Here is a 26,067-nt window from a genome sequence, read left to right as displayed (position 1 = left end):
ATTGGCCTGAAGCGCATCCGGTTGCGGGCCGGGACCGTCTTGATCGGGCGCGGTCGAGCATGATCAACCAAAAGGTTGAATATGCCCGGACGCACCAAACGGTCCGCCCGCGCGGGGACGCGCGCCCCGTTTCGGATTCTCGATATTCGAAAAATTCAACCATTACAGATACTTAACTCCCGTTCCCGCGGAGCGTTCCGGCGTTGACTCCTCACGTCCCACGGATTAGCAATCCGGCAACTCTTCGAAGGGGGCAAATCCGACTTGGCGAACCCGCTGGACGATCTTCCGAAAGACCGCCTGAAGGCGCTCGAGGACCGGATCGCTTCGCGAAAGCCGAAAGCCGAGGATAGCCCCCACCAGAAGAAGGACTATGCGATGGCGAACCTCGCCTGGCGCATGGTGATCGAATTGGTGGCCGGTCTGGGGATCGGTTTCGGGATGGGATACGGGTTGGATTACCTGTTCGGCACTTTGCCCCTGTTCCTCGTCATATTCACGCTGCTCGGGCTGGCAGCCGGCATCAAGACGATGCTGAACTCGGCCCGGGAGCTTGGGGAAAAACAAGCGGCCAAGGCCGCAGATGGTAAGGAAGACGCTCGTGGCGACTGAAGCACATGGTGAAGAAGGCGGCCTGGTATTCCACCCGCTGGACCAGTTCATCGTTAAACCGCTGTTCGGTGAGGCGGGTGACGCGGTTCATTGGTACACGATCACCAACGTTACCCTCTGGATGGCTCTGGCCGTCATCGCCATCGTCGCCCTGTTCGTCTTCGGCTCGCGCGGCCGGGCCATCGTGCCGACCCGCACCCAGTCGATCGGCGAGATCCTTTATGGCTTCACCTACAAGATGGTCGAGGACGTGGCGGGCAAGGATGCGGTCAAGTTCTTTCCCTACATCATGACCCTGTTCATGTTCATCCTGTTTGCGAACTACCTTGGCCTTCTGCCGATGTCCTTCGCGACCACCTCGCACATCGCGGTGACCGCCGTGCTCGCGCTGGCCGTGTTCCTGACCGTGACCATCGTCGGTTTCGTCAAGAACGGCGCCAAGTTCCTGGGTCTCTTCTGGGTCTCGTCCGCGCCGCTCGCCCTGCGCCCGATCCTCGCGATCATCGAGCTGATCTCGTACTTCGTGCGCCCCGTCAGCCACTCCATTCGTCTGGGCGGCAACATCATGGCCGGCCACGCCGTCATGAAAGTGTTCGCAGGCTTCGCCGCCGTCGCGGCCATTTCGCCCTTCGCCGTGGTGTCGATCACCGCCATCTACGGGCTCGAAGTGCTCGTGGCCGGTGTTCAGGCCTACGTCTTCACGATCCTGACCTGCGTCTACCTGCACGACGCACTGCACCCGTCGCACTAATCCAAGGACAACGGGGGCTCAGGCCCGCTTAACCCAAGAATATCAACTCGAATTCCATCGTAAGGAGAAACATCATGGAAGGCGATATCGCACAACTCGGTCAATTCATCGGCGCTGGTCTTGCTGGCATCGGTTCGGGCGCTGCCGCCATCGGCGTGGGCCACGTGGCTGGTAACTTCCTCGCCGGCGCTCTGCGCAACCCGTCGGCTGCCGGCGGCCAGACCGCCACGCTCTTCATCGGCATCGCCTTCGCGGAAGCTCTGGGGATCTTCTCGTTCCTCGTCGCGCTTCTGCTGATGTTCGCCGTCTGATCCTGCCGAACCATCCTTACGACCGGTGGGGTCGGCGCTAGCCGATCCCACCGAAGTATTCAGGGTTCCAGGAGGACACGATGGCAACTGAAACAGAAAACGGCGTAGCCGACGCGGCGCATGGCGCAGCCGAGGCCAGCGGTGCTGGTATGCCGCAGCTCGAGTTCTCGACCTTCGGGAACCAGATCTTCTGGCTCGTCGTCGCGCTCGTCATCATCTTCTTCGTGCTCTCCAAGATCGCGCTGCCGCGCATCGCGGGGGTTCTGGCCGAACGTCAGGGCACGATCACCAACGACCTCGCCGCAGCCGAAGAGCTGAAGCAAAAGGCCGTTGACGCCGAAGAGGCGTACAAGAAAGCACTGGCAGACGCCCGTGCCGAGGCGAACAAGATCGTCGCCGACGCCAAGGCCGAAATCCAGTCGGACCTCGATGCCGCTCAGGCCAAGGCCGATGCGGAAATCGCCGCCAAGACCGCCGAGTCGGAGAAAGCCATCTCCGAAATCCGTGCGGGTGCGCTGGAAAGCGCGACCGAGGTGGCGAAGGACACGACCAAGGAAATCCTCGCCGCGATGGGCTTTTCGGCAGATGCCAAGACCGTCGACGCTGCGGTTTCCGAACGGATCAAGGGGTAAGGCCATGAAGAAACTTCTGACCCTTCTCCCCCTCGTCGCCGCCACGCCCGCGCTGGCCGCGACCGGCCCGTTCATCTCGCTCGGCAACACCGATTTCATCGTGCTGCTGGCGTTCATCCTGTTCGTTCTCGTGCTGGTCTACTTCAAGGTGCCCGGCATGATCGGCGGGATGCTCGACAAGCGGGCCGACACGATCAAGGCCGAACTCGAAGAAGCCCGCGCCCTGCGGGAAGAAGCGCAGACCATCCTCGCCTCCTATGAGCGCAAGCAGCAGGAAGTGAAGGATCAGGCCGCGCAGATCGTGGAACATGCCAAGACGGAAGCCGCCGAGGCTGCCGAACAGGCGAAGATCCAGATCGCCGAGTCGATCAAGCGCCGCCTTGCCGGTGCGGAAGAGCAGATCAAGTCGGCCGAAGCCGCCGCGATCAAGGATATCCGCGACACCGCCATCGCCGCCGCCATCGGCGCGTCGAAAGAGGTGATCGCCAAGAAGATGACCGCGACCGAGGCGAACAAGCTGATCGACGCGTCGATCGGCGAGGTCGAAGCCAAGCTTCACTGAGCTTCACACGCGATAATTTGGAAAACCCGGGCCACGCGCCCGGGTTTTTCGTTTTCGGGCCTAGCGTTCGACGGGCGCGCGCGTGTCGCCCCACCCATCCACAAGGCAGCGCGCCCGAATGGTCAGGGCGCCATCCGGCACCTCCGACAGCGTGAGGCTGCGGGTAAAGGGCTGCTCGTCCACATGGGGATGCACCAGTTCCCGGATGCCGAGCGAGGTGCCGTCCGGCCCGAACACCTCCCACGCATCGGCATAGTGATCCCAGCCTTCGTCCGGGTGGCTCAGGGTCACGTTGACCGTCGTCCCCTCAAGCCACGCGCGTTCGATCACCGGCACGTCGGCCAGCGCGGGCAGGGGGATGAGGGCAAGGATCAGCGCGGGTTTCATTAGGGGTCCGGGGTCATCAGGGTCTTGCGGGAATTCGATGCGAACTCCCGCCGCCAGAGGACCACGAAGGTGATGACGGTTGCAATCAAGAGTGCGAGAGGTCCCAAAAGCCATGCCAGCGCTGCCATCGCGAAATAGACGGCCCTCAGGCCCCGGTTGTAGCTGCGCGCCGCGTTGATGTTGATTTCGGCGGCCTTTTCGGCGCGAGGGTAGGCGGCGGGATCGCTTGGGTCGTTGGGCACGCTCGCCATGACGATGGCGTTGTAGCCGAACAGCCGATGCGACCAGACGAAGGCCAGAAATCCGGCGGTCACGAAGAGCAGGACGAAGAGGATCTTGATCTCCCACACGATCTGCGGGGCTTGGGCGTCGATCAGATCCTCGGCCACGTTGCCCAAGCGTTCCGCATTGCCCAGAAGCGCGAGGCCAGATCCGATGGCGATCATGCAGGCCGAGGCGAAGAACGTCGTGCCCTGCCGAAGCGACGACAGCACCGAGGCATCGAAGATGCGCGGTTGGCGCGTCACGAATTGCTTCATCCAGTCATGACGATACTGGCGCATGACCCGGCCCATTGACGGGCGGTGATCCGGCGAATGTTCGATCAGCCAGCGGATGCCGATCCAGGCCATGAGGAGTGACGCCACGGCCACGCCGTCGAGCCATGAAAACGCGGCGAGAACCTCGGCCACCGTTCCCATCGGTCAGAACGGCTTGGCCACGACGGCCCAGAGGATCGCGATGACGACGAGGACCGAGAGTTCGTTGAAGATGCGCAGGTACTTGTCCGACTGCTCGAACGATCCACGCTGCGCCTTGATGACGAGCCGTCCGGTCCAGACGTAGTGCACCGCGAGCAGGGCGACGAGGCCGAGTTTCAGCCAGACCCAGCCGGGAAACCCCTGATCCCATGCCATCCACAGCCCTGTGATCGCCGCGATCACGCCGAGGCCCGCCGAAAAGCGGTACAGGCGGAAAGTCAGGTCACCGATCGGCCCCTGCGCCGTGTGACGGTCCCAGTCGCGCTTCCAGTAGATGATCGCGCGGGGAACAGCGAAAATCGACGTCATCCAGCCCATCACGCAAAGGATGTGTATGATCTTGACCCAAGCCATGATGCGAGATGACTCGACATCCGATGCGAGCGCAAGGGCGATACACCGGTTTGCGTCGGTGCCGCGCGGGCCGTATTACGGTTCGGGACAGGGAGGTGCGCCATGCAGATGCCAGAACCGCGCGAGGACATCCTCGCCCGAAAGGACCGGATCGTATCGCGCTTGCGCGAGGTGTTGCCCGCCGACGCCGTGATCGACGACGGGATCGAACTCAAGGCATATGAATGCGACGCCCTTTCGGCCTATCGCTGCCCGCCGATGTGCGCGGTCCTGCCCACCTCGACCGCCGAGGTGAGCGCGGTGATGAAAATCTGCCATGCCGAGGGCGTTCCGGTGGTCCCGCGTGGCTCCGGCACATCGCTCGCCGGTGGGGCGCTGCCCACGGCGGACAGCGTGATCCTTGGGGTGGCGCGGCTGGCGGACGTGCTGGAGGTCGACTACGCCAATCGGTTTATCCGGGTCGAGGCCGGGCGCACCAACCTGTCGGTGACTGGCGCGGTGGAGGCGGACGGGTTCTTCTACGCCCCCGATCCGTCAAGCCAGCTCGCCTGCGCGATTGCGGGAAATATCGCGATGAACTCCGGCGGGGCGCATTGCCTGAAGTACGGGGTCACGACCAACAACCTGATGGGCGTGACGATGGTCATGGCCGATGGCGAAGTGATCGAGATCGGCGGCGCGCATCTGGACGCGGGCGGGCTGGACCTTTTGGGTCTCGTTTGTGGGTCCGAGGGCCAGTTGGGCGTCGTGACCGAGGCGACCCTGCGCATTCTCGCCAAGCCGGAGGGTGCGCGACCCGTGCTGATCGGTTTCGACTCGAATGTCGTGGCCGGGGCCTGCGTGTCCGACATCATCAAGACCGGCATCGTGCCGGTCGCCATCGAATTCATGGACCGCCCCTGTATCGAGGCGACCGAGGCTTTCACCGGCGCGGGCTATCCCGATTGCGAGGCGCTGCTCATCATCGAAGTCGAGGGCAGCGAGGCCGAGATCGACGACCAGCTGTCGCGCATCATCGCCATCGCCGAACGCCACGACCCGGTGGAGGTGCGCCAGTCGGCTTCGCCCGAGCAGAGCGCCAAGATTTGGCTCGGGCGCAAGTCGGCCTTCGGCGCGATGGGGCAGATCAACGATTACATGTGCCTCGACGGGACGATCCCGGTCAGCGAATTGCCGCATGTGCTGGGCCGGATCGGGGAGTTGTCGGATCAATACGGGCTGAAGGTCGGCAACGTGTTTCACGCGGGCGACGGCAACATGCATCCGCTGATCCTCTACAATGCCAACACCCCCGGCGAGCTTGAGAAATGCGAGGCGATGGGCGCGGATATCCTGAAGCTCTGCGTCGAGGTGGGCGGCTGCCTGACCGGCGAGCACGGGGTCGGGATCGAGAAGCGCGACCTGATGGGGGTGCAATACACGCCCGAAGATCTGGACACGCAGATGGCGGTGAAGGACGTGTTCGATCCGGGGTGGCTTCTGAACCCGGCCAAGGTCTTTCCGCTCGACGTGAGCGCGGCGCGGCGCGGATAGATCTCGCCCGGGCTTGCGCCCGGTCGACCCGGTCGGGGGGCCAGCCCCCCGAACCCCCCGAGGTTTTTTGAAACAGAGAAGATGATGCGGATCGAGAGTGAGACGGACCTCGCGGAGGCGGTGAAGGGGGCGAACGGGCCGCTGCGGATCAAGGGTGGCGGCACGCGCGACGTGGGCGCGCCGGTCGTGGGCGAGGTGCTGGAGGTCGGGATCATTGGCGTGACGCTCTATGAACCGGGGGCGTTGACGCTGGTGGTCGGGGCCGGGACGCCTTTGGCCGAGATCGAGACGCTTCTGGAGGCCGAGGGGCAGAGGTTGGCGTTCGAGCCGATGGATCATCGTGTGCTCTTGGGCACCTCGGGCGTACCGACCATCGGGGGGGCGGTTGCGGCGAACGTGTCGGGGCCGCGGCGCATCCAGTCGGGCGCGGCGCGCGATTTCACGCTCGGGGCGCGGTTCGTCGATGGCGCCGGGCGCATCGTGAAGAACGGCGGGCGGGTGATGAAGAACGTCACCGGCTACGATCTGGTCAAGCTCATGGCCGGGTCCTGGGGCACGCTCGGGGTGTTGAGCGAAGTGAGCCTGAAGGTGCAGGCGCGGCCCGAAGTGCAAGCCTCGCTCGTCGCCGAGGGGCTTTCGCCCGCTCAGGCGGTGGGGAAACTGTCCGCCGCGTTGGGATCGCCCTTCGATGTCACGGGGGCGGCGCATCTGGTGGGCGGGCGCACGCAGGTGCGGCTCGAAGGGCTGGCGGGGGCGGTCGCATACCGGACCAAGGCTTTGCAGGACGGGCCGCTTGCAGGGTTCGAACTGGTCGAGGGGGCCGCGAGTGCGGCGCTCTGGGCCGAGGTGCGCGATGTGGCGCCCTTTGCCGGAACGGGTGCGGCGGTGTGGAAGGTCAGCGTGAAGCCGGGGGATGCGCCGGGGCTGCTGGACGGTCTGGGCGCGCGGGTGAGCGATGCTGTGCTCGACTGGGGCGGGGGGCTGATGTGGCTCGCCGTGCCGGACACGGGCGACTGCGGTGCCGAGGTGTTGCGGGGCGAGATCGCGAAGCTTGGCGGGCATGCGACGCTGGTGCGCGCGCGTGCCGAGACGCGGGCCGCCGTGCCGGTGTTCCAGCCGGAGCCTGCGCCCATTGCGGCACTGAACCGGCAGATCAAGGCAAAATTCGATCCTCGGGGCATTCTCAACCCCGGTCTGATGGGGGTGTAGGTGCAGACGTTTTTCTCGGATGAGCAACTGACCGACCCCGGCATCGCCCGGTCGAACGAGATCCTGCGCGCCTGTGTGCATTGCGGGTTCTGCACCGCGACCTGTCCCACCTATCAGGTGCTTGGCGACGAGTTGGACAGCCCGCGCGGGCGCATCTACCTCATCAAGGATATGCTGGAGAGCGGGCGGCCCGCCGACGAGAAGACGGTCAAGCACATCGACCGGTGTCTGTCCTGTCTGGCCTGCATGACGACCTGCCCGTCTGGCGTGCACTACATGCATCTGGTGGATCATGCGCGGGCGCATATCGAGAAGACATACAAGCGGCCCTTGATGGATCGGCTGCTGCGCTGGACGCTGGCGCGCATCCTGCCCTATCCGGGGCGGTTCCGGCTCGCTCTGTTAGGGGCGAAGATCGGCAAGCCGTTTCGCGGGTTCGTGCCCGACGCGCGGCTCAGGGCGATGCTCGCGATGGCGCCCAAGCAGATCCCGCCGGTCAGCCGCAATGACGATGCGCAGGTGTTTCCGGCGACGGGGCCGCGCAAGAAGCGTGTCGCGCTGATGACGGGCTGCGCGCAGCGGGCGCTGGATACGGACATCAACGACGCGACGATCCGGCTTCTGCGGCGGCTCGGATGCGACGTGGTGGTGGCCAAGGGGCAGGGCTGCTGCGGGGCGCTGACGCATCACATGGGCAAGGAGGCCGAAGCGCATGGGACGGCGGCCAAGAACATCCGCGCGTGGGTCGCCGAGATGGATGGCGAGGGGCTGGACGCGGTGGTCATCAATACGTCCGGCTGCGGGACGACCGTAAAGGATTACGGCCACATGTTCCGCACGACCGATATGGCGGCGGACGCGGCGCGGGTGTCTGCGATTGCGATGGACGTCTCGGAACTGCTCATGCAACTCGATCTGCCCGAGGGCACGCAAGACATGCGCGTGGCCTATCACGCGGCCTGTTCGCTTCAGCATGGCCAGCAGATCAAGACCTATCCCAAAGACCTGCTGAAACGCGCCGGGTTCGAGGTGGTGGAGCCTGCCGACAGTCACCTGTGCTGCGGCTCGGCGGGAACCTATAATCTGATGCAGCCGGAGATTTCTGCGCAACTCAAGGACCGCAAGGTGCGCACGCTCATGGCGAAAGAGCCTGAGGTGATCACGGCGGGCAACATCGGCTGCATGATCCAGATCGGGAGCGGCGCGGACGTGCCAGTGGTGCACACTGTCGAGCTTCTCGATTGGGCGACGGGCGGGCCGCGTCCGCGCAAGATGGCAACAGACTGAGGTGGGCCGCGCGCCGGGCCACATTTTCGCCCTAAACCCCCGGTAGCCCGAACCTCGACCCGAATTGCAGGCCGAGGTTCGCCCATGATCCGATTGTTCGCCGCCCTCATGGCGTTTTTCGCAGCGATGCCCGTGGCCGCGGACCCGTCCGAACTGCGCGCGCTGATGACGGCGAACGACAGCAAAGGGTGGGAAGCGGTCGGGCGGCTGAATATCGCGGACGAGGCGTTCTGCACTGGGGCGCTGATTTCGGAAACGCTCGTCCTGACCGCGGCGCATTGCGTTTACAATGCCGATACGGGCGAGCGGTATCCGGCGAACAGCATCGAGTTTCTCGCAGGCTGGCGCAACGGCCGCGCGGTCGCCTATCGCAGCGTGCGGCGCTACGTCGTGAACGAGGCGTATGACTTCGCGGGTGAGGATAACACCCGGCGCGTGGCGAACGACATCGCGCTTCTGGAACTCGACCAGCCGATCCAAAAAACCAACGTGGCCCCCTTTGCCGTGGGCGACTGGCCGCGCAAGGGCGATGAGGTCGGTGTCGTGTCTTACGCCTTCGACCGGGCCGAGGCCCCGTCGATACAGGAGACGTGCAAGGTGCTGGGTCGTCAGGGTGGATCGCTGGTGATGAACTGCGACGTGGATCACGGATCGTCCGGTGCGCCGATTTTCATGATCCAGTGGAACCGCCCGGTGGTGGTGTCGGTGGTGTCGGCCAAGGCCACGGCGGGGCGGCTTCCGGTGTCTCTGGGCACGAGTCTGGGCGATACGCTCGACACGCTGAAGGTGGCTCTCGCCAATTCGGACGGCATTTTCGTTCATGTCGCGGCCCCGACCGAGGGGGCCGCGCCGGTCGTGGTGCGCCGCGATACGGGCGCGGCGTCGACCGCCAAATTCCTGCGTCCGGGCGGCTGATCCCGAACCGTTCGTGCGGGTCTTGAAACCCCGAAAATCCTTCCCCATCTGACTATCACGGGCGCCGATGACCGGGTCCGTATCCCCGCCTGTCCCCTTGGGAAGGCTCAACATTGTTATTGCTCAGATGAGGATGACCATGCGTACGATCGATATGCAGCCGCTCTACCGTGCCACCGTCGGTTTCGACCAGATTGCCGACCTGATGGACCGGGTGTTCACCAACGACGTGAGCCGTGAGAGCTACCCCCCTTACAACATCGAAAAGACCGCCGACGACGGCTGGCGTATCTCGGTGGCCGTGGCCGGCTTCACCGATGAGGAGCTGGGCGTCGAGGTGAAGGAAAAGTCGCTCGTGATTTCGGCGAAAAAGGCCGAGGACGGCGAGCAGAAGACTTACCTCCATCGCGGCATCGCGACCCGCGCGTTCGAGCGCCGTTTCCATCTTGCCGACCACGTCCGCGTGACGGGCGCCGTGCATGAGAACGGCATGCTCCACGTCGATCTTGTGCGCGAAGTGCCGGAAGCACTGAAGCCGCGCCGGATCGAAATCGCGAAAGCGAACGACATCGAGGCGAAAGCCATCGAGGCCTGATCCCGGGCCACATCCAAAGGTGCAGACGCGCGGGTTTCGGCCCGCGCGTTTTTCTTTGCGTCGGGTTTGTTTCAAAAACGCCGCGTTCCGGCCACGGTTAGTCACCCATCTTTAACGCGACCCCGGCCATACCCATCCTGCGTGACTATTTTGAGGAGTGGGGTAATGCCATTTGAAAACTCAGGTTTGATCCGGGCGTGCCTGAGCGATCTGTATTCGGTCCGGATCGAATTTTCCCGCCGGTTCTACGACCGGTTCTTTGAACAGGTGCCGGAAGCGCGTCGCCTGTTCGTCCACAATCAGGACAAGCAGGCGCTGATGCTGTATGCCGCCGTCGCGATGACGATGCGTGGCATGGAATCCGGTCGCGATCTGGATGGGGAGCTGATCGAGTTCGGCAAACGCCATGCGCGGCTGGGGGTGAAGCAGGATATGTTCCCGATCTTCGGTTCGACCTTTCTGGAAACGCTGATCGAATACCTGCCGCATCACGACCATCCCAAGATCGCGAAAGCGTGGTGGGGCGGTTTCACAGATATGTCCACGCCGATCATCGCCGGCATGATCGCCGAACAGGAGGAGATGATGGCGGACAAGAGGTTGTTCAGGAAGGAAGCCGAAGAATCCGCGGTCATCCGCCTTGGACGCCGGATGGAGGCGACGATGGACCTTCGGCTGCACTGAAACGAAACGAGCGGGGCAAAACCCCGCTCGGTCGCCTTGGCCGCACCTACGACCGCGTCATGCGCGGGCCAATTCACCGAACGGGCCGCGCAGGCTTCAATTGAAGTGGCCCGCGTGCCGCCCCGGCCAAAGCCGGGACGCCGCGCCCTTTACGTCTCGGGTTCCCGGACAGCGCAGAAACTTTAGACGGACATGCAGATGTATTTCAGTTCGAGGAAATCCTCGATCCCGTGCTTCGATCCTTCGCGGCCAAGCCCGGACTGCTTCACACCGCCGAACGGGGCGACCTCGGTCGAGATGATGCCTGTGTTCACCCCGACGATGCCGTATTCCAGCGCCTCGGCCACCTTGTAGACCCGGCTGAGATCGCGGGCGTAGAAATAGCTGGCGAGGCCGAAGATGGTATCGTTCGCCTTCTGGATCACATCGGCCTCGTCGGTGAAACGGAAGAGCGGGGCGAACGGACCGAACGTCTCGTCGGTCGCGCAGGCCATGTCCTGCGTCGCGTTCTTGACGATGGTCGGCTGATAGAACAGCCCACCCAGATCGTGCGGCGCGCCGCCGAGGATGATCTCGCCGCCCTTGGCGACCGCGTCGTTCTGGTGCTCTTCCACCTTCTCGACCGCTTTCGACGTGATGAGGGGGCCGAGGTCGGTCTCCGGGTCCAGCCCGTCGCCGACCTTGAGTTTGGCGACGGCAGCCGCGAATTTCTCGGCGAAGGTGTCATAGACCCCGTCCTGCACGTAGATCCGGTTGGCGCAGACACAGGTCTGGCCGTTGTTGCGGAACTTGCAGGCGATGGCGCCCTGAACCGCTTCGTCGAGGTCCGCGTCGTCGAACACGATGAAGGGGGCGTTGCCGCCCAGCTCCATCGAGCATTTCATGACCTGATCGGCGGCTTGGGCCAGAAGGATGCGCCCGACGCCCGTCGAGCCGGTAAAGGTCAGCTTCCGCACGGTCGGGTTCTCGCAGAACTCCTTGCCGATGTCGGACGAGCGCGACGAGGTGACGACGCTGAACAGCCCCGCCGGGATTCCCGCCCGTTCGGCCAGCACGGCGAGGGCGAGTGCGGACAGCGGCGTTTCACCCGCCGGTTTGGCCACGAAACCGCAGCCTGCGGCAAGCGCCGGGCCGCATTTCCGCGTGATCATGGCATTGGGGAAGTTCCACGGCGTGATCGACCCGACGACGCCCACCGGCTGACGGATGACCATAAGGCGCTTGTCCGGCTGATGGCCGGGGATCGTCTCGCCATAGATGCGCTTGCCCTCTTCGGCGAACCACTCGATGAAGGACGCGCCATAAGCGATCTCGCCCTTGGCCTCGGTGATCGCCTTGCCCATCTCCGCCGACAGGATCGCGCCCAGATCCTCCTGGTTCTCCATCATCAGGTTGAACCATGTGCGCAGGATGTTTGCGCGTTCCTTCGCCGTCATCGCCCGCCATCCGGCTTGCGCCGCCTCAGCCGCCGCGATGGCGCGCGCGGTCTCGGCCCGGCCCAGATCGGGGACGGTGCAGATCACATCGCCCCGCGCGGGGTTCGTGACTTGGAATGTGGCGCCATCGTCGGCGTCGATCCATTCCCCGGCGACATAGGCCTTGGTCGCCAGAAGCGAGGGGTCTTTCAGAAGTCCGGCCAGATCGGTGGTGTCGCGCGGCATGGCATCCTCCATTGCTTAACGTGTTAATTGTGTCGCTCTAAAGCGAAACGGGGCCTTTGGCAACGCAAGCCGATCCGGACGCGTAGCTCAACCCCCGAAGTCTTCGAGCGCCTCGAAGTCCATGGTTTCGAGGACGGAGAGAACAAGCTCCCGTTCGCCGCCCTCGGCCCGGATCAGAATGCGCCCGTCGATCAGCCCGGTGATCTCGTCGTCGTCGACGATGAATTTCTCCCGCCCGATCCGCTCGACCTTCATCCCCAGAAGGGCGGCGTTCTGAAGCATCCCGCCGAATGCGGTGACCATCGGGTTGTCGACCATGATCGAGATCGAGAATTCGTCGGACCCATTGGAATAGGTGCCCTCGGTCCCGACGCCGCCGCCCAGCATCGCCATTCCCGTGCCGACGTCCGTGTCGACCTCGACCGTATAGCCCGCGGGCGGCTCGGGCAGGAACCGCTCCAGCGCGGTCGTCTTCATCGCCCGCATCAGCGACTTGGCGTAGTCCAGTTCCTCGATGGCATAGTCGATGTCGCCCTCCTCATAGGCCTGAAGGGCCGAGGACAGGGTGTCGGTCACTTCATCGGCAAGAAGCGGGGTCGCGGCAAGGGAAAGGGCGGCGGCGAACGCGGCGATACGGGTCATGGTGTCCTCCGAATGACTGGCTGAAATCGCGAGGAGTGTCGGCGCATATCGGCGTCCGGTCAATCGCCGCCGAAACGCGCGGCCCAGGTGGGCATCACGTCGCCCGGTTGCGCGGATGCGGTATAGACCGCGCGCGCAATGGCACGGGCAAGACAGGTGGCGGCCGCATGACCGATGTGCATCAGGTCGATGTCGGGACTTGCAAGCGCGCGCGTGCCGGTGGCGGCGGCGAAGACGAGGTCACCGTCATGCGGCGTGTGACTCGGGTGGATCGCGCGCGCCATTCCGTCGTGGGCCGCCGTTGCCATGCGGGTGGCCTGCGCCTGTGTCAGGGCCGCGTCCGTGGCCACGATGGCGATGGTCGTTGCCGTTCGGGGGGTCAGCTTCGTGACCGGCGTTTCGCCCGGGTCGAAGCCGGTGACAGGTCCGCGCGCCCCGAACTCGCCGTCGAATTCCCAGGGGCTGGCCCAGAACTGGCCCAGTGGCCCCACGACACCGCCCACCGGGTTCGCCGCGACCAGAGCCCCGACCGTCACCCCGTTGTCCAGCACGAGCGAGGCAGACCCGAGCCCGCCTTTCAGGTCCGCCGTCAAGGCCCCCGTGCCCGCGCCTTCGCTGCCGAGAGAGAAGTCCTCGCGCGCTGCCTCATACGCTGCGCGCCCCAGTGCCTTGTAAGGGTTCTCGCCCCAATCCTTGTCTCCGCCATTGATGAGGTCGAACAGGATCGCGCCCGGAACGATCGGCACGTTCACCGGCCCGACGAAGAACCCACGCCCCGCCGCGCGTAGCGCATCCGCCACGCCTGACGCCGCATCCAGCCCGAAAGCCGAGCCACCCGATAGCACAAGCGCGTCGACCTCCTGCACCGTCTTGTCGGGGGCGAGCAGGTCGGTCTCTCTCGTGCCCGGCGCCCCGCCCATGACATGCACGCCCGCGACGAAGGGCTTGTCGCCCACCAGAACGGTCGACCCTGTCTTGATCTTGGCGTCAGAGGCGTTGCCGACCCTCAGGCCCGCCACGTCGGTAATCAGGTTTCGCGCTCCGGGTCGCATCGCCGCCCCTTCTCTGTTTCAAAAAACCTCACGGGGGTCCGGGGGTGTGAAACCCCCGGCCCGTGCCGCTGGCGTTGCCCTCAGATGCAGCGCCCGCCGTCTACTTCCATCGCGACCCCTGTGACCATGCTGGCCTCGTCCGAACACAGAAAGCAGGCGGCGTTGCCCATGTCTTCGGGCGTCGAAAAGCGGCCCAGCGGGATCGTGGACACGAATTTGGCGCGCATCTCGGGTGTATCCTCGCCCATGAACGACTGCAGGAGGGGGGTTTCACCGGCCACGGGGGCCAGCGCGTTCACGCGGATGCCGAAGGGGGCCAGTTCCACCGCCATGGTCTTGGTCGCCGTGATCATCCAGCCTTTCGAGGCGTTGTACCAGTTCAGGTTCGGCCGCGGGCTGAGACCTGCGGTCGAGGCGATATTGAGGATCGCGCCCTTGCCCGCCGCCTTCATGTCGGGGACGAAAGCGCGGGCCATGAGGTAGACCGATTTCGCGTTCACCGTGAGCACGCGGTCGAATTCGTCCTCGGTGACCTCTTCCATCGGTTTCGGGAGATGGGTGACGCCCGCGTTGTTCACGAGGATGTCGATATCCCCCAGCGCCGCTTTCACGTCCCGCGCGAAGGCTTCGACCGACGCGGCTTCGCCCACGTCCACGGACAGGGCGACTCCGCCCACTTCCTCCGCGATCGTCTGTGCGGCGTCGAGGTTGATATCTGCCACGCAGACCTTCGCGCCTTCGGCTGCGAATTTGCGCACGATGCCCGCGCCGAAGCCCGAACCGCCGCCGGTCACGATCGCTGTCTTGTCTTGAAGCCGCATGGTCCTCTCCCGATTTTGCCGCGAGACTGACGCAGGTCAGGGGCGGGGGCAAGTCCACGTGACGCCGGTCAATCCGCCAAACCGCGCAAAGCGGTCGAGCTCCGCGTTGAGCCGTGCGGTGCGCCCTGCGCCCCAGCGCACACCCGGCTCGGGCCAGAAGCCCGTGACGGTCAGCATGCCCGAGGCCTTGTCCGCCTTCACCTCCGTCCGCCCGACGAACCGGTCGCCTTCGAGCAGGGGATAGACGTAGTATCCGTAGACACGTTTGGCCTGCGGCACGAACATCTCGTTTCGGTAGTGAAAGCCGAACAGACGTTCGGTGCGGGCGCGGTCGCGAAACGCGGGGTCGAACGGGTTCACGATACGGATGCGGCTGGTCGGGTCGGCCAGATCGGGCAGGCGGGCGAGGTGCTCGGGATGCGCAAAGGACCGGGCCACGGTGCCGTCCGCCGCCTCGACCTCGACCGGGACGAGGTCGGCGCGCTCGATCCAGTCACGGGCCTCGGCGGGGCCCGTCGCATCCCAGTAGCGGTTAAGTTCGCTTGTGTTGGCCAGACCGAGCCGCGCCATGGCCGCGTCATGCAATGCGCCGGCCTGTTCGGCCTCGCTCCGCCCATGATCGATCGCGCCCAAGACGCGGTCGCCCAGATCGTAGAACTTGACGAAATTTTCCCGGTGGCAGGTGGCGAGGTCGCCCGCATACCACATCTGGTCCAGCGCCTTTTTGTGCGGCGGGCGCGCCCACATTTCCCGGCTTTCGACCTTGGTGTCGAAGGCATGGGTGGACAGGGCCCCCTCCTCGGCGATGCGGGCGCGGATCGCGTCGATCTCGCCACGTGCGAGTCCTGACTGATACCACGCGCCGCGCGCGGCCTTCGCGCCGAGCCTGCGAAACTGGCGGTGCCAATCGGGCAAAACCTCGCGCGGGATGAGCGAGGCGTCGTGGGTGAAATGTTCGAACAGCTCTCGCCGGGCCAGATGTCGCCAGACCCGGCCTTCGCGATAGGTCTGGGCGCGGCTCCACAGGATGTGGTCGTGGGCGCGGACCACGTTTCGGATCGTGTCGATCTGAAGAAAGCCAAGGTCGCGGATGATGGCCATAACGTCCGGCGCCCGTGTCGGCGCGTCGAGCAGGCCGTGGGCCGCGAGCCAGAGGCGGCGGGCGTCGCGGTTCGTCAGGCGTGTTACGATCACGGGGCTTTCGCCCGCTGGTGCGGGCGATCCCTTGGGGGAGGCGCTTCCTTCCTCAAACCCCCACCGGCGTATTCGTGGACCGATGAAGAGCAGCGGGCCGTGTGCAGAGTATCAGCCATGTTTCGCGGCGACGGTCTTGAGCGTCGAGAAGCCGTAAAGCGCCTCGAACCCCTTTTCGCGGCCGTGGCCGGATTTGCCGGTGCCGCCGAAGGGCAGTTCGACGCCGCCGCCCGCGCCGTAATTGTTGATGAAGACCTGACCGGCGCGGATTTTCTTGGCCATACGCATCTGGCGGGCACCGTTCTCGGTCCAGACGCTCGCGACGAGGCCGTAATCGGTGCCGTTGGCGATGGCGATGGCGTCTTCTTCGGTCTCGAACGGGATCGCGACCTGAACCGGGCCGAAGATTTCCTCCTGCGCCAGCGGGTGATCCGGGGGCACGTCGGCAAAGAGCGTGGCGGGGACATAGTGGCCCCCCTCCGGCGCGCCTTCGGCGATGGAGCCCATGCCGGCCACGCGCAGGTCGCGGCCCTTTTCCAGATAGCCCGTCACGATGTCTTTCTGCTTGGCCGAGATCAGCGGGCCGAGGTTCGCATCGGTGCGCGCGGGGGCCGAGATCATCGCGTCGTATCGTGCCGCCATCGCCTCGATCAGTTCTTCGTAGATCGGGCGCTGGATCAGGACGCGGGACGAGGCCGAGCAGGTCTGGCCCGCGTTCTGGATGCAGGCGCCGACGAGGAAGGGGATTGCTGCGTCGAGATCGGCATCCGCAAAGACGATCTGTGGCGACTTGCCGCCGAGTTCGAGCGTGACCGGGACCACGTTCCGGGCCGCCGAGGCCTGCACGAGCGACCCGACGCCAACGGAGCCAGTGAAGCTGATGTGGTGCACGCCGGGGTGGGAGGTGAGCGCCGCGCCCGCCTCTTCCCCCAGTCCCGGCACCACGTTCAGCGCGCCGGGGGGCAGCCCCGCCTCTTCGGCCAGCGCCACGAAGGCCAGCGCGGTGAGGCAGGCTTCCTCGGCGGGTTTCAGGACGCAGGCGTTGCCCATGGCGAGCGCCGCACCGACCGAGCGGCCGATGATCTGCATCGGGTAGTTCCACGGGATGATGTGTCCGGTCACGCCGTGCGGTTCGCGCAAGGTATAGACGGTGTAGCCGTCGAGATAGGGGATCGTCTCGCCATGCACCTTGTCGGCGGCGCCCGCGTAGAATTCCATGTAGCGGGCAAGCGCGATGGCGTCGTTGCGCGCCTGCGTGAGCGGTTTGCCCACGTCGGTCGCCTCGATGATGGCGAGGTCGTCGATCCTGCGTTCGACGAGGCGCCCGATCTCGGCGAGGATGCGACCGCGTTCCAGCGCGCTCATCCGGCCCCAGTCGCCATCCAGTGCGGCTTGCGCGGCGGTGACGGCGGCGTCGATGTCTTCGGCGGTGCCGCGCGCGATGGAGCCGATGATTTCGCCCGTCGAGGGGTCTTCGAGGTCGAGCTGTGCGCCGCCGAAGGGCGCGCGCCATTCGCCGCCGATATGCACCTGCGTCGCGTCGTACCAGAGATGATCACGCATGTTTTGCCTCCTGCCAGTCTTCGGGGATGCGCGGGGTCGCGGCGATGAGTTGCTGCGTATAGGGGTGCCGGGGCGCGTTGAACACGGTTTGCGTCTCGCCCGCCTCGACGATCTCGCCCGCCTTCATCACCATCACCCGGTCGGTGACCGCGCGCACGACGGACAGGTCGTGGGAGATGAAGATATAGGCCAGCCGATGCTCGGCCTGAAGCCGCGCGATAAGGTCGAGGATCTGGGCGCGGATCGACACGTCGAGCGCCGAGACCGCCTCGTCCAGCACGATCAATTCGGGGCGCGTGATGAGCGCGCGCGCGATGGCGATGCGCTGACGCTGGCCGCCGGAGAATTCGTGAATGTAACGGTCCATCGCGTCGGCGGGGAGGCCCACGTCCCTGAGCACTTCGGCCACCCGTTCGCGCCGGTCGGCGGGCGGCGTGGGCATGAGGTGGAAGGGTTCGGCCACCAGTCGTTCGACCCGCCAGCGCGGGTTGAAAGAGGCGTAGGGGTCTTGGAACACGACCTGAATGCCGGAGCGCAGGGCGTTCGGGAAATCCGGGCCGATCCGTTTGCCGAAAGCGTCGATCGTGCCGCCCTGCACCGGGTCGAGACCCAGAATGGCGCGGGTGAGCGTGGATTTGCCGCAGCCGGATTCACCCACGAGGCCAAGGCTTTCGCCCGCGTGAAGCTTGAACGACACCTCGTTCACGGCGCGGAAAGGGTCCGAGCGACCGAACAGACCGCGCCGCCTGCCGGGGTATTCGCGCACCACGCCCGCGAGGTCGAGGATCACGTCGTCCGGGGGCAGGGGGCTGCGCTGGGGCTGGTGCGATGTCGCGGCGAACAGGCGCTTGGTATAGTCGTGCCGCATCCCGCGAAAGAGCGGTTCGGTGGCGTCCGCTTCGACGATCTCGCCCTCTTTCATCACCGCGACCTGATCGGCCATGCCCGCGACCACGGCAAGGTCGTGGGTGATGAGGAGCAGCGACATGCCGCTCTCATCCACCAGTTCGTTCAACAGGTCGAGGATCTGCGCCTGCGTGGTGACGTCGAGCGCGGTCGTCGGTTCGTCGGCGATGAGAAGCTCGGGCGAAAGCGCGATGGCCATTGCGATGGCGACGCGTTGACGCTGACCGCCGGACAATTCGTGCGGGAAGCGCGACAGCGGGAAGCGGTCGGGGGGCAGGCCCACGCGGGTCAGTTTTTCGGCGGCGATGCGATGGGCCTCGGCGCGCGAGGCCTTGCCGTGGATGAGCAGGGTCTCGGCCACTTGGTCGCCGATGGTCTTGACCGGGTTCAGCGCCGTCATCGGCTCCTGAAAGATCATGCCGATCCGATTGCCCCGGATGCGGTTCAGTTGTTTCTCGCCCGCGTCGAGCAGGTTTCGGTCGTCCAGCATGACCCGCCCGGTGACCTCGGCGCTCCGGGGTTGAAGGCCCATGACGGTGAAGGCGGTCATGGACTTGCCCGAGCCGCTTTCGCCCACGAGCGCGGTCACCTTGCCCGGTGCGATGTCGAACGACACATGGCGCAGGATCGACGCCTCGCCGATGGTGAGGGACAGATCTTCGACCCGGATCATGCGCGGCCTCGTCTCAGCCGCGGATCGGTCAGATCGCGCAGACCGTCGCCCATGAGGTTGAGTCCCAGCACCATCGCGACGATGGCCAGACCCGGCCAGAGGGCGAGGCGCGGGGCCGAGTAGATCATCGTCTGCGCCTCCGACAGCATCCGGCCCCAGCTTGGCGTGGGCGGCTGCGCGCCGAGGCCGATGTAGGAAAGGGCCGCTTCCGCAAGAATGCCCAGAGAGAACTGAATGGTGCCCTGGACGATCAGCAGGTTCAGGATGTTGGGCAGGATATGCTCGGCGCTGATCCTGAGCCGCCCCTTACCGGCCACGCGGGCCGCGAGGATGTAGTCGAGGGTCCAGAGGCTGAGTGCGCCGCCGCGCGTGACGCGGGCGAAAACAGGGATGTTGAAAATGCCGATGGCGAGGATCGCGTTCACGGCGGACGGGCCGAAGACGGCGGTAATCAGGATCGCGATGACGAGGGAAGGGAACGCGAAGACGAGGTCGTTGCCGCGCATGATGATCTCGTCGATCAGCGATCCCCGATTGGCGGCGGCGGCGAGACCCAGCGGCACGCCGATGACGATCCCGATCCCGACGGCCACGATGGCGACCGCGATGGAGGTGCGCGCGCCGACCATGAGCATGGACAGCGTGTCGCGCCCGAAATGATCGGTGCCGAGCCAGTAGGTCGCGCTCGGGGCTTGCATCTTGTCCGAGATGTTCAGCGCGGCGACATCGTGGGGTGTCCAGACGAAGGACAGGAGCGCGACCAGCACGAAGAAGGCCGACAGGATCACGCCGAAAATGAGCGTTGCGGGCACCTTCATCGTGGCTTCCTCAGCCGCGGATCGACGGCGGCATAGGCGATGTCGACGAGGAAGGTGACGAGGATCACCGCGAAGACCAGCAGCATGACGAGGCTTTCGACCACGACGAGGTCGCGCTGGGTGATGCCTTGGAAGATCAGGCGACCGAGGCCGGGCAGGTAAAACACGTTCTCGATGATGATCGCGCCCGCGAGCAGGAACGAGAACTGAAGCCCGATGATGGTGAGCACCGGAATGAGCGCGTTCCTGAGCGCGTGGCGGGTGGTGGCCTGTCCCCGGCTCAGACCCTTGGCCCGGGCGGTGCGGATATAGTCCTGCCCGAGCGTTTCGATCAGCGCCGAGCGCATGACGCGGGCGAGGATCGAGGCTTGCGGCAGGGCAAGGGCCACGGCGGGCAGGGTCAATGCCTTCAGTCCGGGCCAGAGGCCTGCATCCCAGCCCGGAAAGCCGCCCGCGTTGAACCACCTGAGCGTCACGGCGAAGATGAAGACGAGGATCATCGCGAACCAGAAATTCGGCACCGCGATGCCGAGCTGGGTGGCCCCCATGATCCCGTAATCCGCCACCGAACCGCGGGTGGAGGCCGCGATCAGACCCACGGGAATCGCGATGATCGTGGAGAGAACCAAGGCGTAGAGCGCAAGCGGCACCGAGACGTTCAGACGTTGGGCGACGAGTTCCGACACCGGCACCTTGTAGGTATAGGACGTTCCGAAATCGCCGGTGAGCATCCCGCCCATCCAGCTGAGGTAGCGTTCCGGGATCGAGCCGTTCAGGCCAAGCTGATCGCGCAGCGCCTCGACCGCTTCGGGGCTTGCATTCATGCCGAGCATATAGGCCGCCGGATCGCCCGGAATGACCTCGATCACGGCGAAGATCACCACTGAAGCCACGACGAGCGACAGGGCGAGGGACAGGGCACGGGTAAGGGCGAACCGCAGCATGGGGGGAGCCTATGCCGGGGCGTGGGGAGGGGAAAGGGGGATTGCGGCCCGGAGGCTTGGCGAAGGTCCGGCCTGTCCCGATCGGGCGCCGGGGCCGGTCAGCGGTTCGCGAAAGGGGCGGGCCGACAAGCGGCCCGCGCTCTGGGAGCCTTCGGGTCCGGTTCCCGGAGCCGAAGGCGGAATGAGGGGCGCTGCCCCTCAAACTCCCCGAGGTTTCCGGAAACGAAGAAGATCAGGATTTCGAGAATCGGCGCTTCAGCCAGCCTTTCTTGTCGTCCGGCGCGTCGCCTGCGCCCTCGAGTGCGGTTTCGGCTTCGGCCGGTCCTTCGACCACCTCCTGAAACCGCGTGAAGAACTGGTCGGTCATTTTCTTGGCGAAACCGTCGATGATGCGGCTGCCCAACTGGGCGAGCTTGCCGCCGACCTTCGCTTCGACTTCGTAGGTCAGCCGCGTGCCGCCCTCGATCTCGTCCAGCCTGACCCTGGCACCGCCCTTGGCGAACCCGGCGGCGCCGCCCTTGCCTTCGCCCATCAGCGTGAGGGCTTCCGGCTGCGTCATGTCCGACAGCGTGACCTGGCCTTTGAAGGTCGCTTTGACCGGGCCGACCTTCTGCACGACGACCGCCTCGAAGCCGTCCTCGACCGAGCCAGACATTTCCTGACACCCCGGCACGCAGTCTTTCAGGACATCCGGGTCGAGCAGGGCGTTCCAGACGGTCTGGCGGTCGGCGGCGATGTCACGGGAATCGGTGAGTTCCATGGTCTTGTCCTGTCCTCTGGCCCGTCGGATTGGACCGGTCGGGGTGTCTGCGGGGTCGTGGGCGCGCGACCTGTGCATGGTCACCGTCCGGCAAGCACGGTCGTCGCGTGCCCTCGATCATCGGGTCCGGTGATACGCGGCGCGGCGCGGTCCGACTATGCGACCTTCGTTCAAGTGGCCGGCGCGCGCCTTATTCGACCTTTGGCGCATATTTCGACCCCTTTCCGATTTGTTAGGGTAAGATGGACAGACCAGCGCGCGCCTTGCGCCCCAGACGGGACCGAAGCCTTATGGACATCACCTCCGCCCTCATCGTCGACGACCATCCGCTGTTCTGCGATGCGCTCGCCATGACGTTGCAGGCGGTCGGCGGGATCAGGAGCGTCACCACGGCGGGAAGCCTGACAGCCGCGATGGCCGAGGTCGAAGGTGGCGCATCGGTCGATCTGATCGTGCTCGACCTCAATCTGCCCGATGTCGACGGTCTCGACGGGCTGATCCGTCTGAGAAAGGCGGCGGGCGTTCCCGTGTTGGTCGTGTCGTCGATGGCGGACAACCGGATGATTTCCGCGGTGACCGAAAGCGGCGCGTCGGGGTTCGTTCCGAAGCATAGCCCGCGCGACGTCTTTCGTGCGGCCATCGACACGATCCGGGCCGATGGCCAATACCTTCCCGATGGCTACGTGACGCCGCAGGAAACCGAGGCGAGCGGGCCGCGCCGGGGCGACGACGCCGCCACGCGCATCGCCACGCTTACCAATCAGCAAGCCCGCATTCTGCAACTCATCTGCGAGGGCAAGCTGAACAAACAGATCGCCTATGATCTGTCCATCGCCGAGACGACGGTGAAGGCGCATGTCACGGCGATCATGCGAAAACTTGGCGTGCAGAGCCGAACGCAGGCGGTTCTGATCGCCAAGGAGACGAGCTTTGCGAGCGTCTTGCAGGGGGCGGCGCGTCCGGCATAGGCTCGCCTCCGGGGGGAATTGAGGGAGGAGCCGTGTGGGCCAGCTCGACGCTGCCGCACTGACACGCAGCTATCCCGCAGACGTTCTGCGGACCGTCCACCTGCGCCACGACGACCTCGACAGTCTCGCCGGGCTTGCGGACCGGATGCGCCCGGAAGACATGGAACTGATCGTTCTGTTCGTCTCATCGATGGCCGATTTCGACGAGGTGCTCGCCCGCATCAGCGCCTGTTGCGCAGGCACGCATGTGATCGGGTGTTCGACGGCGGGTGAGATTTCGCCCGACGGCTACGCCGAGGGTGAGATCGTCGCGGTCGGTTTCCCCCGCGATCTGTTTCGCGCGAAGATCCACCTTATTCCCGATCTCGACGACATCGCGCCGCAGAACCTGATCGACCGCATGATCCAGAGCCGGGGCGAGCTGGACTCCGAAAAGCCGGACTGGCGTTTCGAATTCAACTTCGTGCTGATCGACGGGCTGTCCAAACGCGAAGACGCGCTGACATCGGGGCTGGCGATGGGTCTGGGCCCGGTGCCGCTGTTCGGCGGCTCGGCGGGAGACGGGACCGATTTTGAAGAGACCTTCGTTCTTTTCGATGGTCAGGCCTATCGCAATGCCGCCGTGCTGGCGCAGTTTCGCACGCGTTGCCCGGTGCGCGTGTTCAAGACCGACCACCTGATCCCGTCCGATACGCGCATGGTTGTGACCGGCGCCGACCCGGAACGGCGCACGGTGCATGAGATCAACGCCGAACCGGCCGCCCGCGAATATGCCCGCATCCTCGGCAAAGACCCGGAGCAGCTGACGACCTTCACCTTCGCGGCCCATCCCGTCGTGGTGCGCATCGGTGGGCAGCATCATGTGCGCGCCATCCAGCGGGTCGCCGAGAACGGCGACCTCGTCTTTTTCTCGGCGATCGACGAGGGTCTTGTCCTGACGCTGGCCGAGGCCGAGAACATGGTGGATCACCTGCGTCGCGAGCTTGGGGCGCTGTCCGATGACGGGCCGCCCGCCAATATCCTCGGCTGCGACTGCCTGCTTCGCCGGATGGAGGCGCAGGAGAACCAGATGACCGGGGAAATCTCGTCGCTGCTGCGGGAAAACCGGGTGATCGGGTTCTCGACCTACGGCGAGCAGTTCAACTCGATGCATGTGAACCAGACCCTGACCGGCGTGGCGATCTATCCGCCCGAGGAGGACAGGCCATGATGCGCGGTATCCTCAACCCCGAGGACCCGATCGAGCGGCAGAACGAAAAGCTCATCAAGATCAGCGAGGCGCTGATGCGCCGGATCGAACAGAACACCGATGCCGAAGGCGCGGCCTATGCCCAGTTCCAGCGGGCGGCCATGCTGGAGGAAGAGGTGCAGGAGCGCACCCGCGATCTGGAACATGCGCTCGATCTGCTCAACACCTCGAACGCGAAACTCGCCGAGGCGAACCGCGAGGCGGAAGAGGCGCGCTCGAACCTCGCCAATGCCATCGAGACCATTCAAGAAGGGTTCGCGCTGTTCGATCCCGACGAGAAGCTCGTCATGTGCAACAGCCGCTTCGGGCTGCACATGCCCGACATTCGTGCGGCGTTCGTGCCGGGGCTCGATTTCCACGACTACGTGCAACTCATCAGCCGGTCGCGGTTCCGCGAACATGCCGACAGCGAAGCGCCGGAGGACTGGGCGCGCGGGCGGCTGGAACGGCACAAGGACGACCACGTCATCTTCAATGTGCGGATGATCTGGAATCGATGGGTGCAGGTGTCCGAGCATCGCACGCCGGACGGCGGCACCGTCATCATCCAGACCGACGTGACGGACATCATGCGGCTCGAGCGGCAGGAACGCGAACGGATGCTCGACGATCAGGCGCGGGTCATTCAGGCGACGCTCGAACAGCTCAATCAGGGCGTTTGCATCTTCGACGCGCAGGCCCGGCTGGTGGGCTGGAACCAGAGGGTCGGGGAACTCCTGTCGATGCCGGCCACGTTGATGCGGATGGGGATCCGGTTTTCCACGCTGCTCGACCGGTTTCGCGACGACATCTCGTTCACCGACGGGACCACCATCGAAACGGTCGAGGCCTGGGTGCAGATGCCCGGTGGCCGCCCGCCGGTCAATTTCGAGGTCAAGCGCGGCCCCATGCTGATCCTTGCGGTGACGGCGCAGGAGATGCCGGATCAGGGGTTCGTCATCAGCTTTACGGATGTGACGGCGGAACGTGCGGCGGTCCGTGCAATCAAGGATGCCAACGAAATGCTCGAAGCGCGGGTGGCGGAACGCACCCTCGCCCTGAAGGAGGCCCTGTCGGAAGCGGAACGCGCGAATGCGTCGAAGTCCCGTTTCGTGGCGGCTGCGAGCCATGACCTCCTGCAACCGCTCTCGGCCGCGAAACTCTATCTGGCGTCGCTGGAAGGCGAGGGGGAAAGCCCCGTCGTGGCCAAGGTCAGCCGGGCTTTGGAAAGCGTCGAACACATTCTCGACGCCCTTCTCGACATCTCGAAACTCGATATCGGCAAGGCCGCGCTGCACGAGGCACCGGTGTCGGTGGGGACCGTGCTTGCGCAACTGGGCGAGGAACTCATGCCCGTCGCGCGGCAGAAGGGCCTCGATTTGCGGATGGTCTCGACAAGTGCGGTGGTCCGAAGCGACCCGACCTATCTTCGGCGCATCCTGCAAAACCTCGTCTCGAACGCGCTGCGTTACACGGATACGGGTCGTGTGCTTGTCGGTGCGCGGCACGTGCCGCGCGGGGTGCGGATCGAAGTCTGGGATACCGGTCCCGGCATTCCCGAAGATCAGCAGCAGGCGATTTTCGACGAATTCCGCCGCCTCAACGCCTCTGCCAGCGCCGCCGAGGGCATGGGCCTTGGCCTCGCCATCGTCGAGCGGGCCTGCCGGCTTTTGGGGCATGACCTGACGCTCACCTCGGCACCGGGCATCGGCACGTGTTTCCGGGTCACCCTGCCCCTGCATGACGGCGCGGCGCTTCATCCCGAACAGGCAGCACCACGGGGCTGGAACGCGCCACGAAACCTCGGCGCGGAACTCGTCCTCCTGATCGAGAACGACGCGGATGTTCTGCGCGCACTCACCACGATCCTCGAAAAATGGGACTTGTCCGTGCTCGCCGCCAGGAGCGAGGCGGAAGCGCATGACTTGGTGGACGAGGTCGGCGTCGCCCCCGACGCGATCATCGCCGATTACCAGCTTGACGACGACAGGCTCGGCACCGATGCGATTGCATCGCTCAGGGGGCGGCTCGGCCCGATCCCGGCCTGCATCGTCTCTGCGAACCGAAGCCCCGAACTGATCGCGGCCTGCGGCAAGCTCGGCCTCACGTTGTTTCCAAAACCTCTGGAACCGGCCCGGCTTGCGGCTTTCCTTGCGAACGTCGAAGCCAGCACCTGACCCCCTCCGTTCTATCGTCAAAGGAAAAGGGCACCGGGTCGCCCCGATGCCCTTCCCAATCCGTCAC

General features: G+C 65.3%; 27 protein-coding genes. 14 read left to right on the top strand and 13 right to left on the bottom strand.

Going from position 1 to position 26,067, the window contains the following annotated elements:
• Positions 1-264: 264 nt before the first annotated feature.
• The 5 genes from HOY44_RS06255 (at position 265) to HOY44_RS06235 (ending at position 2,868) form a co-directional block, all read left to right on the top strand.
• Positions 265-612, top strand: a complete 348-nt coding sequence (locus tag HOY44_RS06255; RefSeq protein WP_287433705.1) for an AtpZ/AtpI family protein — start codon at positions 265-267, stop codon at positions 610-612.
• Positions 602-1,363 carry a F0F1 ATP synthase subunit A gene (locus HOY44_RS06250; RefSeq protein ID WP_008334041.1) on the top strand — a complete coding sequence of 254 codons (762 nt, stop codon included), beginning with the start codon at positions 602-604 and terminating at the stop codon, positions 1,361-1,363. The genes HOY44_RS06255 and HOY44_RS06250 overlap by 11 nt, the downstream gene beginning before the upstream one ends.
• Positions 1,364-1,437: 74 nt before the next feature.
• Entirely contained in the window at positions 1,438-1,674 is a 237-nt protein-coding gene (locus tag HOY44_RS06245) for a F0F1 ATP synthase subunit C (protein WP_008334043.1), read from the top strand.
• A gap of 80 nt (positions 1,675-1,754) precedes the next feature.
• A complete protein-coding gene (locus HOY44_RS06240; protein WP_040885150.1) occupies positions 1,755-2,306 on the top strand; it encodes a F0F1 ATP synthase subunit B' in 552 nt (183 codons plus the stop codon).
• Between the two features lie 4 nt (positions 2,307-2,310).
• A complete protein-coding gene (locus tag HOY44_RS06235; RefSeq protein ID WP_287433704.1) occupies positions 2,311-2,868 on the top strand; it encodes a F0F1 ATP synthase subunit B in 558 nt (185 codons plus the stop codon).
• A gap of 60 nt (positions 2,869-2,928) precedes the next feature.
• Here the strand turns inward: HOY44_RS06235 and HOY44_RS06230 are convergent, their stop codons facing one another.
• From HOY44_RS06230 to HOY44_RS06220, 3 genes are read right to left on the bottom strand one after another with little or no spacing between them, the layout of a single operon-like run.
• A complete protein-coding gene (locus HOY44_RS06230) occupies positions 2,929-3,255 on the bottom strand; it encodes a hypothetical protein (RefSeq protein ID WP_287433702.1) in 327 nt (108 codons plus the stop codon).
• Complete coding sequence (locus HOY44_RS06225) at positions 3,255-3,956, bottom strand: DUF599 domain-containing protein (protein ID WP_287433699.1); 702 nt, start codon at positions 3,954-3,956, stop codon at positions 3,255-3,257. Before HOY44_RS06225 ends, HOY44_RS06230 begins: the two co-directional genes overlap by 1 nt.
• 3 nt (positions 3,957-3,959) lie before the next feature.
• The gene (locus HOY44_RS06220; RefSeq protein WP_008334049.1) at positions 3,960-4,370 is read right to left on the bottom strand and encodes a CopD family protein; all 411 of its coding nucleotides are present in this window, start codon (positions 4,368-4,370) and stop codon (positions 3,960-3,962) included.
• Positions 4,371-4,472: 102 nt separating this feature from the next.
• On the opposite strand from HOY44_RS06220, the gene HOY44_RS06215 reads away from it, so the two are divergent.
• The 6 genes from HOY44_RS06215 to HOY44_RS06190 all read left to right on the top strand — a co-directional run bounded on the left by HOY44_RS06215 (position 4,473) and on the right by HOY44_RS06190 (position 10,593).
• Entirely contained in the window at positions 4,473-5,903 is a 1,431-nt protein-coding gene (locus HOY44_RS06215) for an FAD-linked oxidase C-terminal domain-containing protein (protein ID WP_287433697.1), read from the top strand.
• Positions 5,904-5,987: 84 nt separating this feature from the next.
• Complete coding sequence (locus HOY44_RS06210) at positions 5,988-7,112, top strand: FAD-binding protein (protein ID WP_287433695.1); 1,125 nt, start codon at positions 5,988-5,990, stop codon at positions 7,110-7,112.
• On the top strand, positions 7,113-8,399 hold the full coding sequence (gene glcF / locus HOY44_RS06205; protein ID WP_287433693.1) for a glycolate oxidase subunit GlcF: 1,287 nt from the start codon (positions 7,113-7,115) through the stop codon (positions 8,397-8,399).
• An 84-nt stretch (positions 8,400-8,483) separates the two neighbouring features.
• Entirely contained in the window at positions 8,484-9,314 is an 831-nt protein-coding gene (locus tag HOY44_RS06200; protein WP_287433692.1) for a trypsin-like serine peptidase, read from the top strand.
• Positions 9,315-9,453: 139 nt separating this feature from the next.
• Entirely contained in the window at positions 9,454-9,909 is a 456-nt protein-coding gene (locus HOY44_RS06195) for an Hsp20 family protein (protein ID WP_040885152.1), read from the top strand.
• Positions 9,910-10,074: 165 nt separating this feature from the next.
• Positions 10,075-10,593, top strand: a complete 519-nt coding sequence (locus tag HOY44_RS06190) for a globin domain-containing protein (protein ID WP_287433690.1) — start codon at positions 10,075-10,077, stop codon at positions 10,591-10,593.
• Between the two features lie 182 nt (positions 10,594-10,775).
• On the opposite strand, the gene HOY44_RS06185 is transcribed toward HOY44_RS06190, so the two are convergent.
• The 10 genes from HOY44_RS06185 to HOY44_RS06140 all read right to left on the bottom strand — a co-directional run bounded on the left by HOY44_RS06185 (position 10,776) and on the right by HOY44_RS06140 (position 21,627).
• Positions 10,776-12,254 (bottom strand): NAD-dependent succinate-semialdehyde dehydrogenase, encoded by a 1,479-nt coding sequence (locus HOY44_RS06185; protein WP_287433688.1) that lies wholly within the window; start codon positions 12,252-12,254, stop codon positions 10,776-10,778.
• Between the two features lie 87 nt (positions 12,255-12,341).
• On the bottom strand, positions 12,342-12,896 hold the full coding sequence (locus HOY44_RS06180; protein ID WP_287433687.1) for a hypothetical protein: 555 nt from the start codon (positions 12,894-12,896) through the stop codon (positions 12,342-12,344).
• A 59-nt stretch (positions 12,897-12,955) separates the two neighbouring features.
• Positions 12,956-13,948, bottom strand: a complete 993-nt coding sequence (locus HOY44_RS06175) for a P1 family peptidase (protein WP_287433686.1) — start codon at positions 13,946-13,948, stop codon at positions 12,956-12,958.
• An 80-nt stretch (positions 13,949-14,028) separates the two neighbouring features.
• Positions 14,029-14,769, bottom strand: a complete 741-nt coding sequence (locus HOY44_RS06170) for a glucose 1-dehydrogenase (RefSeq protein WP_287433684.1) — start codon at positions 14,767-14,769, stop codon at positions 14,029-14,031.
• A gap of 36 nt (positions 14,770-14,805) precedes the next feature.
• Entirely contained in the window at positions 14,806-15,963 is a 1,158-nt protein-coding gene (locus tag HOY44_RS06165) for a winged helix-turn-helix domain-containing protein (protein ID WP_287433682.1), read from the bottom strand.
• A gap of 111 nt (positions 15,964-16,074) precedes the next feature.
• Entirely contained in the window at positions 16,075-17,526 is a 1,452-nt protein-coding gene (locus HOY44_RS06160; protein WP_287433680.1) for an aldehyde dehydrogenase family protein, read from the bottom strand.
• Complete coding sequence (locus HOY44_RS06155) at positions 17,519-19,105, bottom strand: ABC transporter ATP-binding protein (RefSeq protein WP_287433679.1); 1,587 nt, start codon at positions 19,103-19,105, stop codon at positions 17,519-17,521. Before HOY44_RS06155 ends, HOY44_RS06160 begins: the two co-directional genes overlap by 8 nt.
• Positions 19,102-19,923, bottom strand: a complete 822-nt coding sequence (locus tag HOY44_RS06150; RefSeq protein WP_502710682.1) for an ABC transporter permease — start codon at positions 19,921-19,923, stop codon at positions 19,102-19,104. The genes HOY44_RS06155 and HOY44_RS06150 overlap by 4 nt, the downstream gene beginning before the upstream one ends.
• Positions 19,920-20,867, bottom strand: coding sequence for an ABC transporter permease (locus HOY44_RS06145; RefSeq protein ID WP_287433678.1), 948 nt, complete (start codon positions 20,865-20,867; stop codon positions 19,920-19,922). The genes HOY44_RS06150 and HOY44_RS06145 overlap by 4 nt, the downstream gene beginning before the upstream one ends.
• Positions 20,868-21,099: 232 nt before the next feature.
• Positions 21,100-21,627, bottom strand: coding sequence for an SRPBCC family protein (locus tag HOY44_RS06140; RefSeq protein ID WP_287433676.1), 528 nt, complete (start codon positions 21,625-21,627; stop codon positions 21,100-21,102).
• A gap of 290 nt (positions 21,628-21,917) precedes the next feature.
• On the opposite strand from HOY44_RS06140, the gene HOY44_RS06135 reads away from it, so the two are divergent.
• Genes HOY44_RS06135 through HOY44_RS06125 form a run of 3 tightly spaced genes read left to right on the top strand, consistent with a single transcriptional unit; the run spans position 21,918 to position 26,000 of the window.
• Complete coding sequence (locus HOY44_RS06135; protein ID WP_287433675.1) at positions 21,918-22,595, top strand: response regulator; 678 nt, start codon at positions 21,918-21,920, stop codon at positions 22,593-22,595.
• Positions 22,596-22,629: 34 nt separating this feature from the next.
• A complete protein-coding gene (locus tag HOY44_RS06130; protein WP_287433674.1) occupies positions 22,630-23,805 on the top strand; it encodes an FIST N-terminal domain-containing protein in 1,176 nt (391 codons plus the stop codon).
• Positions 23,802-26,000 carry a hybrid sensor histidine kinase/response regulator gene (locus HOY44_RS06125; RefSeq protein WP_287433673.1) on the top strand — a complete coding sequence of 733 codons (2,199 nt, stop codon included), beginning with the start codon at positions 23,802-23,804 and terminating at the stop codon, positions 25,998-26,000. The genes HOY44_RS06130 and HOY44_RS06125 overlap by 4 nt, the downstream gene beginning before the upstream one ends.
• The last annotated feature ends 67 nt before the right edge of the window (positions 26,001-26,067 follow it).

The organism is Maritimibacter sp. (assembly GCF_016774595.1).
Lineage (GTDB): Bacteria > Pseudomonadota > Alphaproteobacteria > Rhodobacterales > Rhodobacteraceae > Maritimibacter > Maritimibacter alkaliphilus.
The sequence above is the reverse complement of the archived record's forward strand: the minus strand, read 5'-3'. Positions and strand labels throughout refer to the sequence as shown.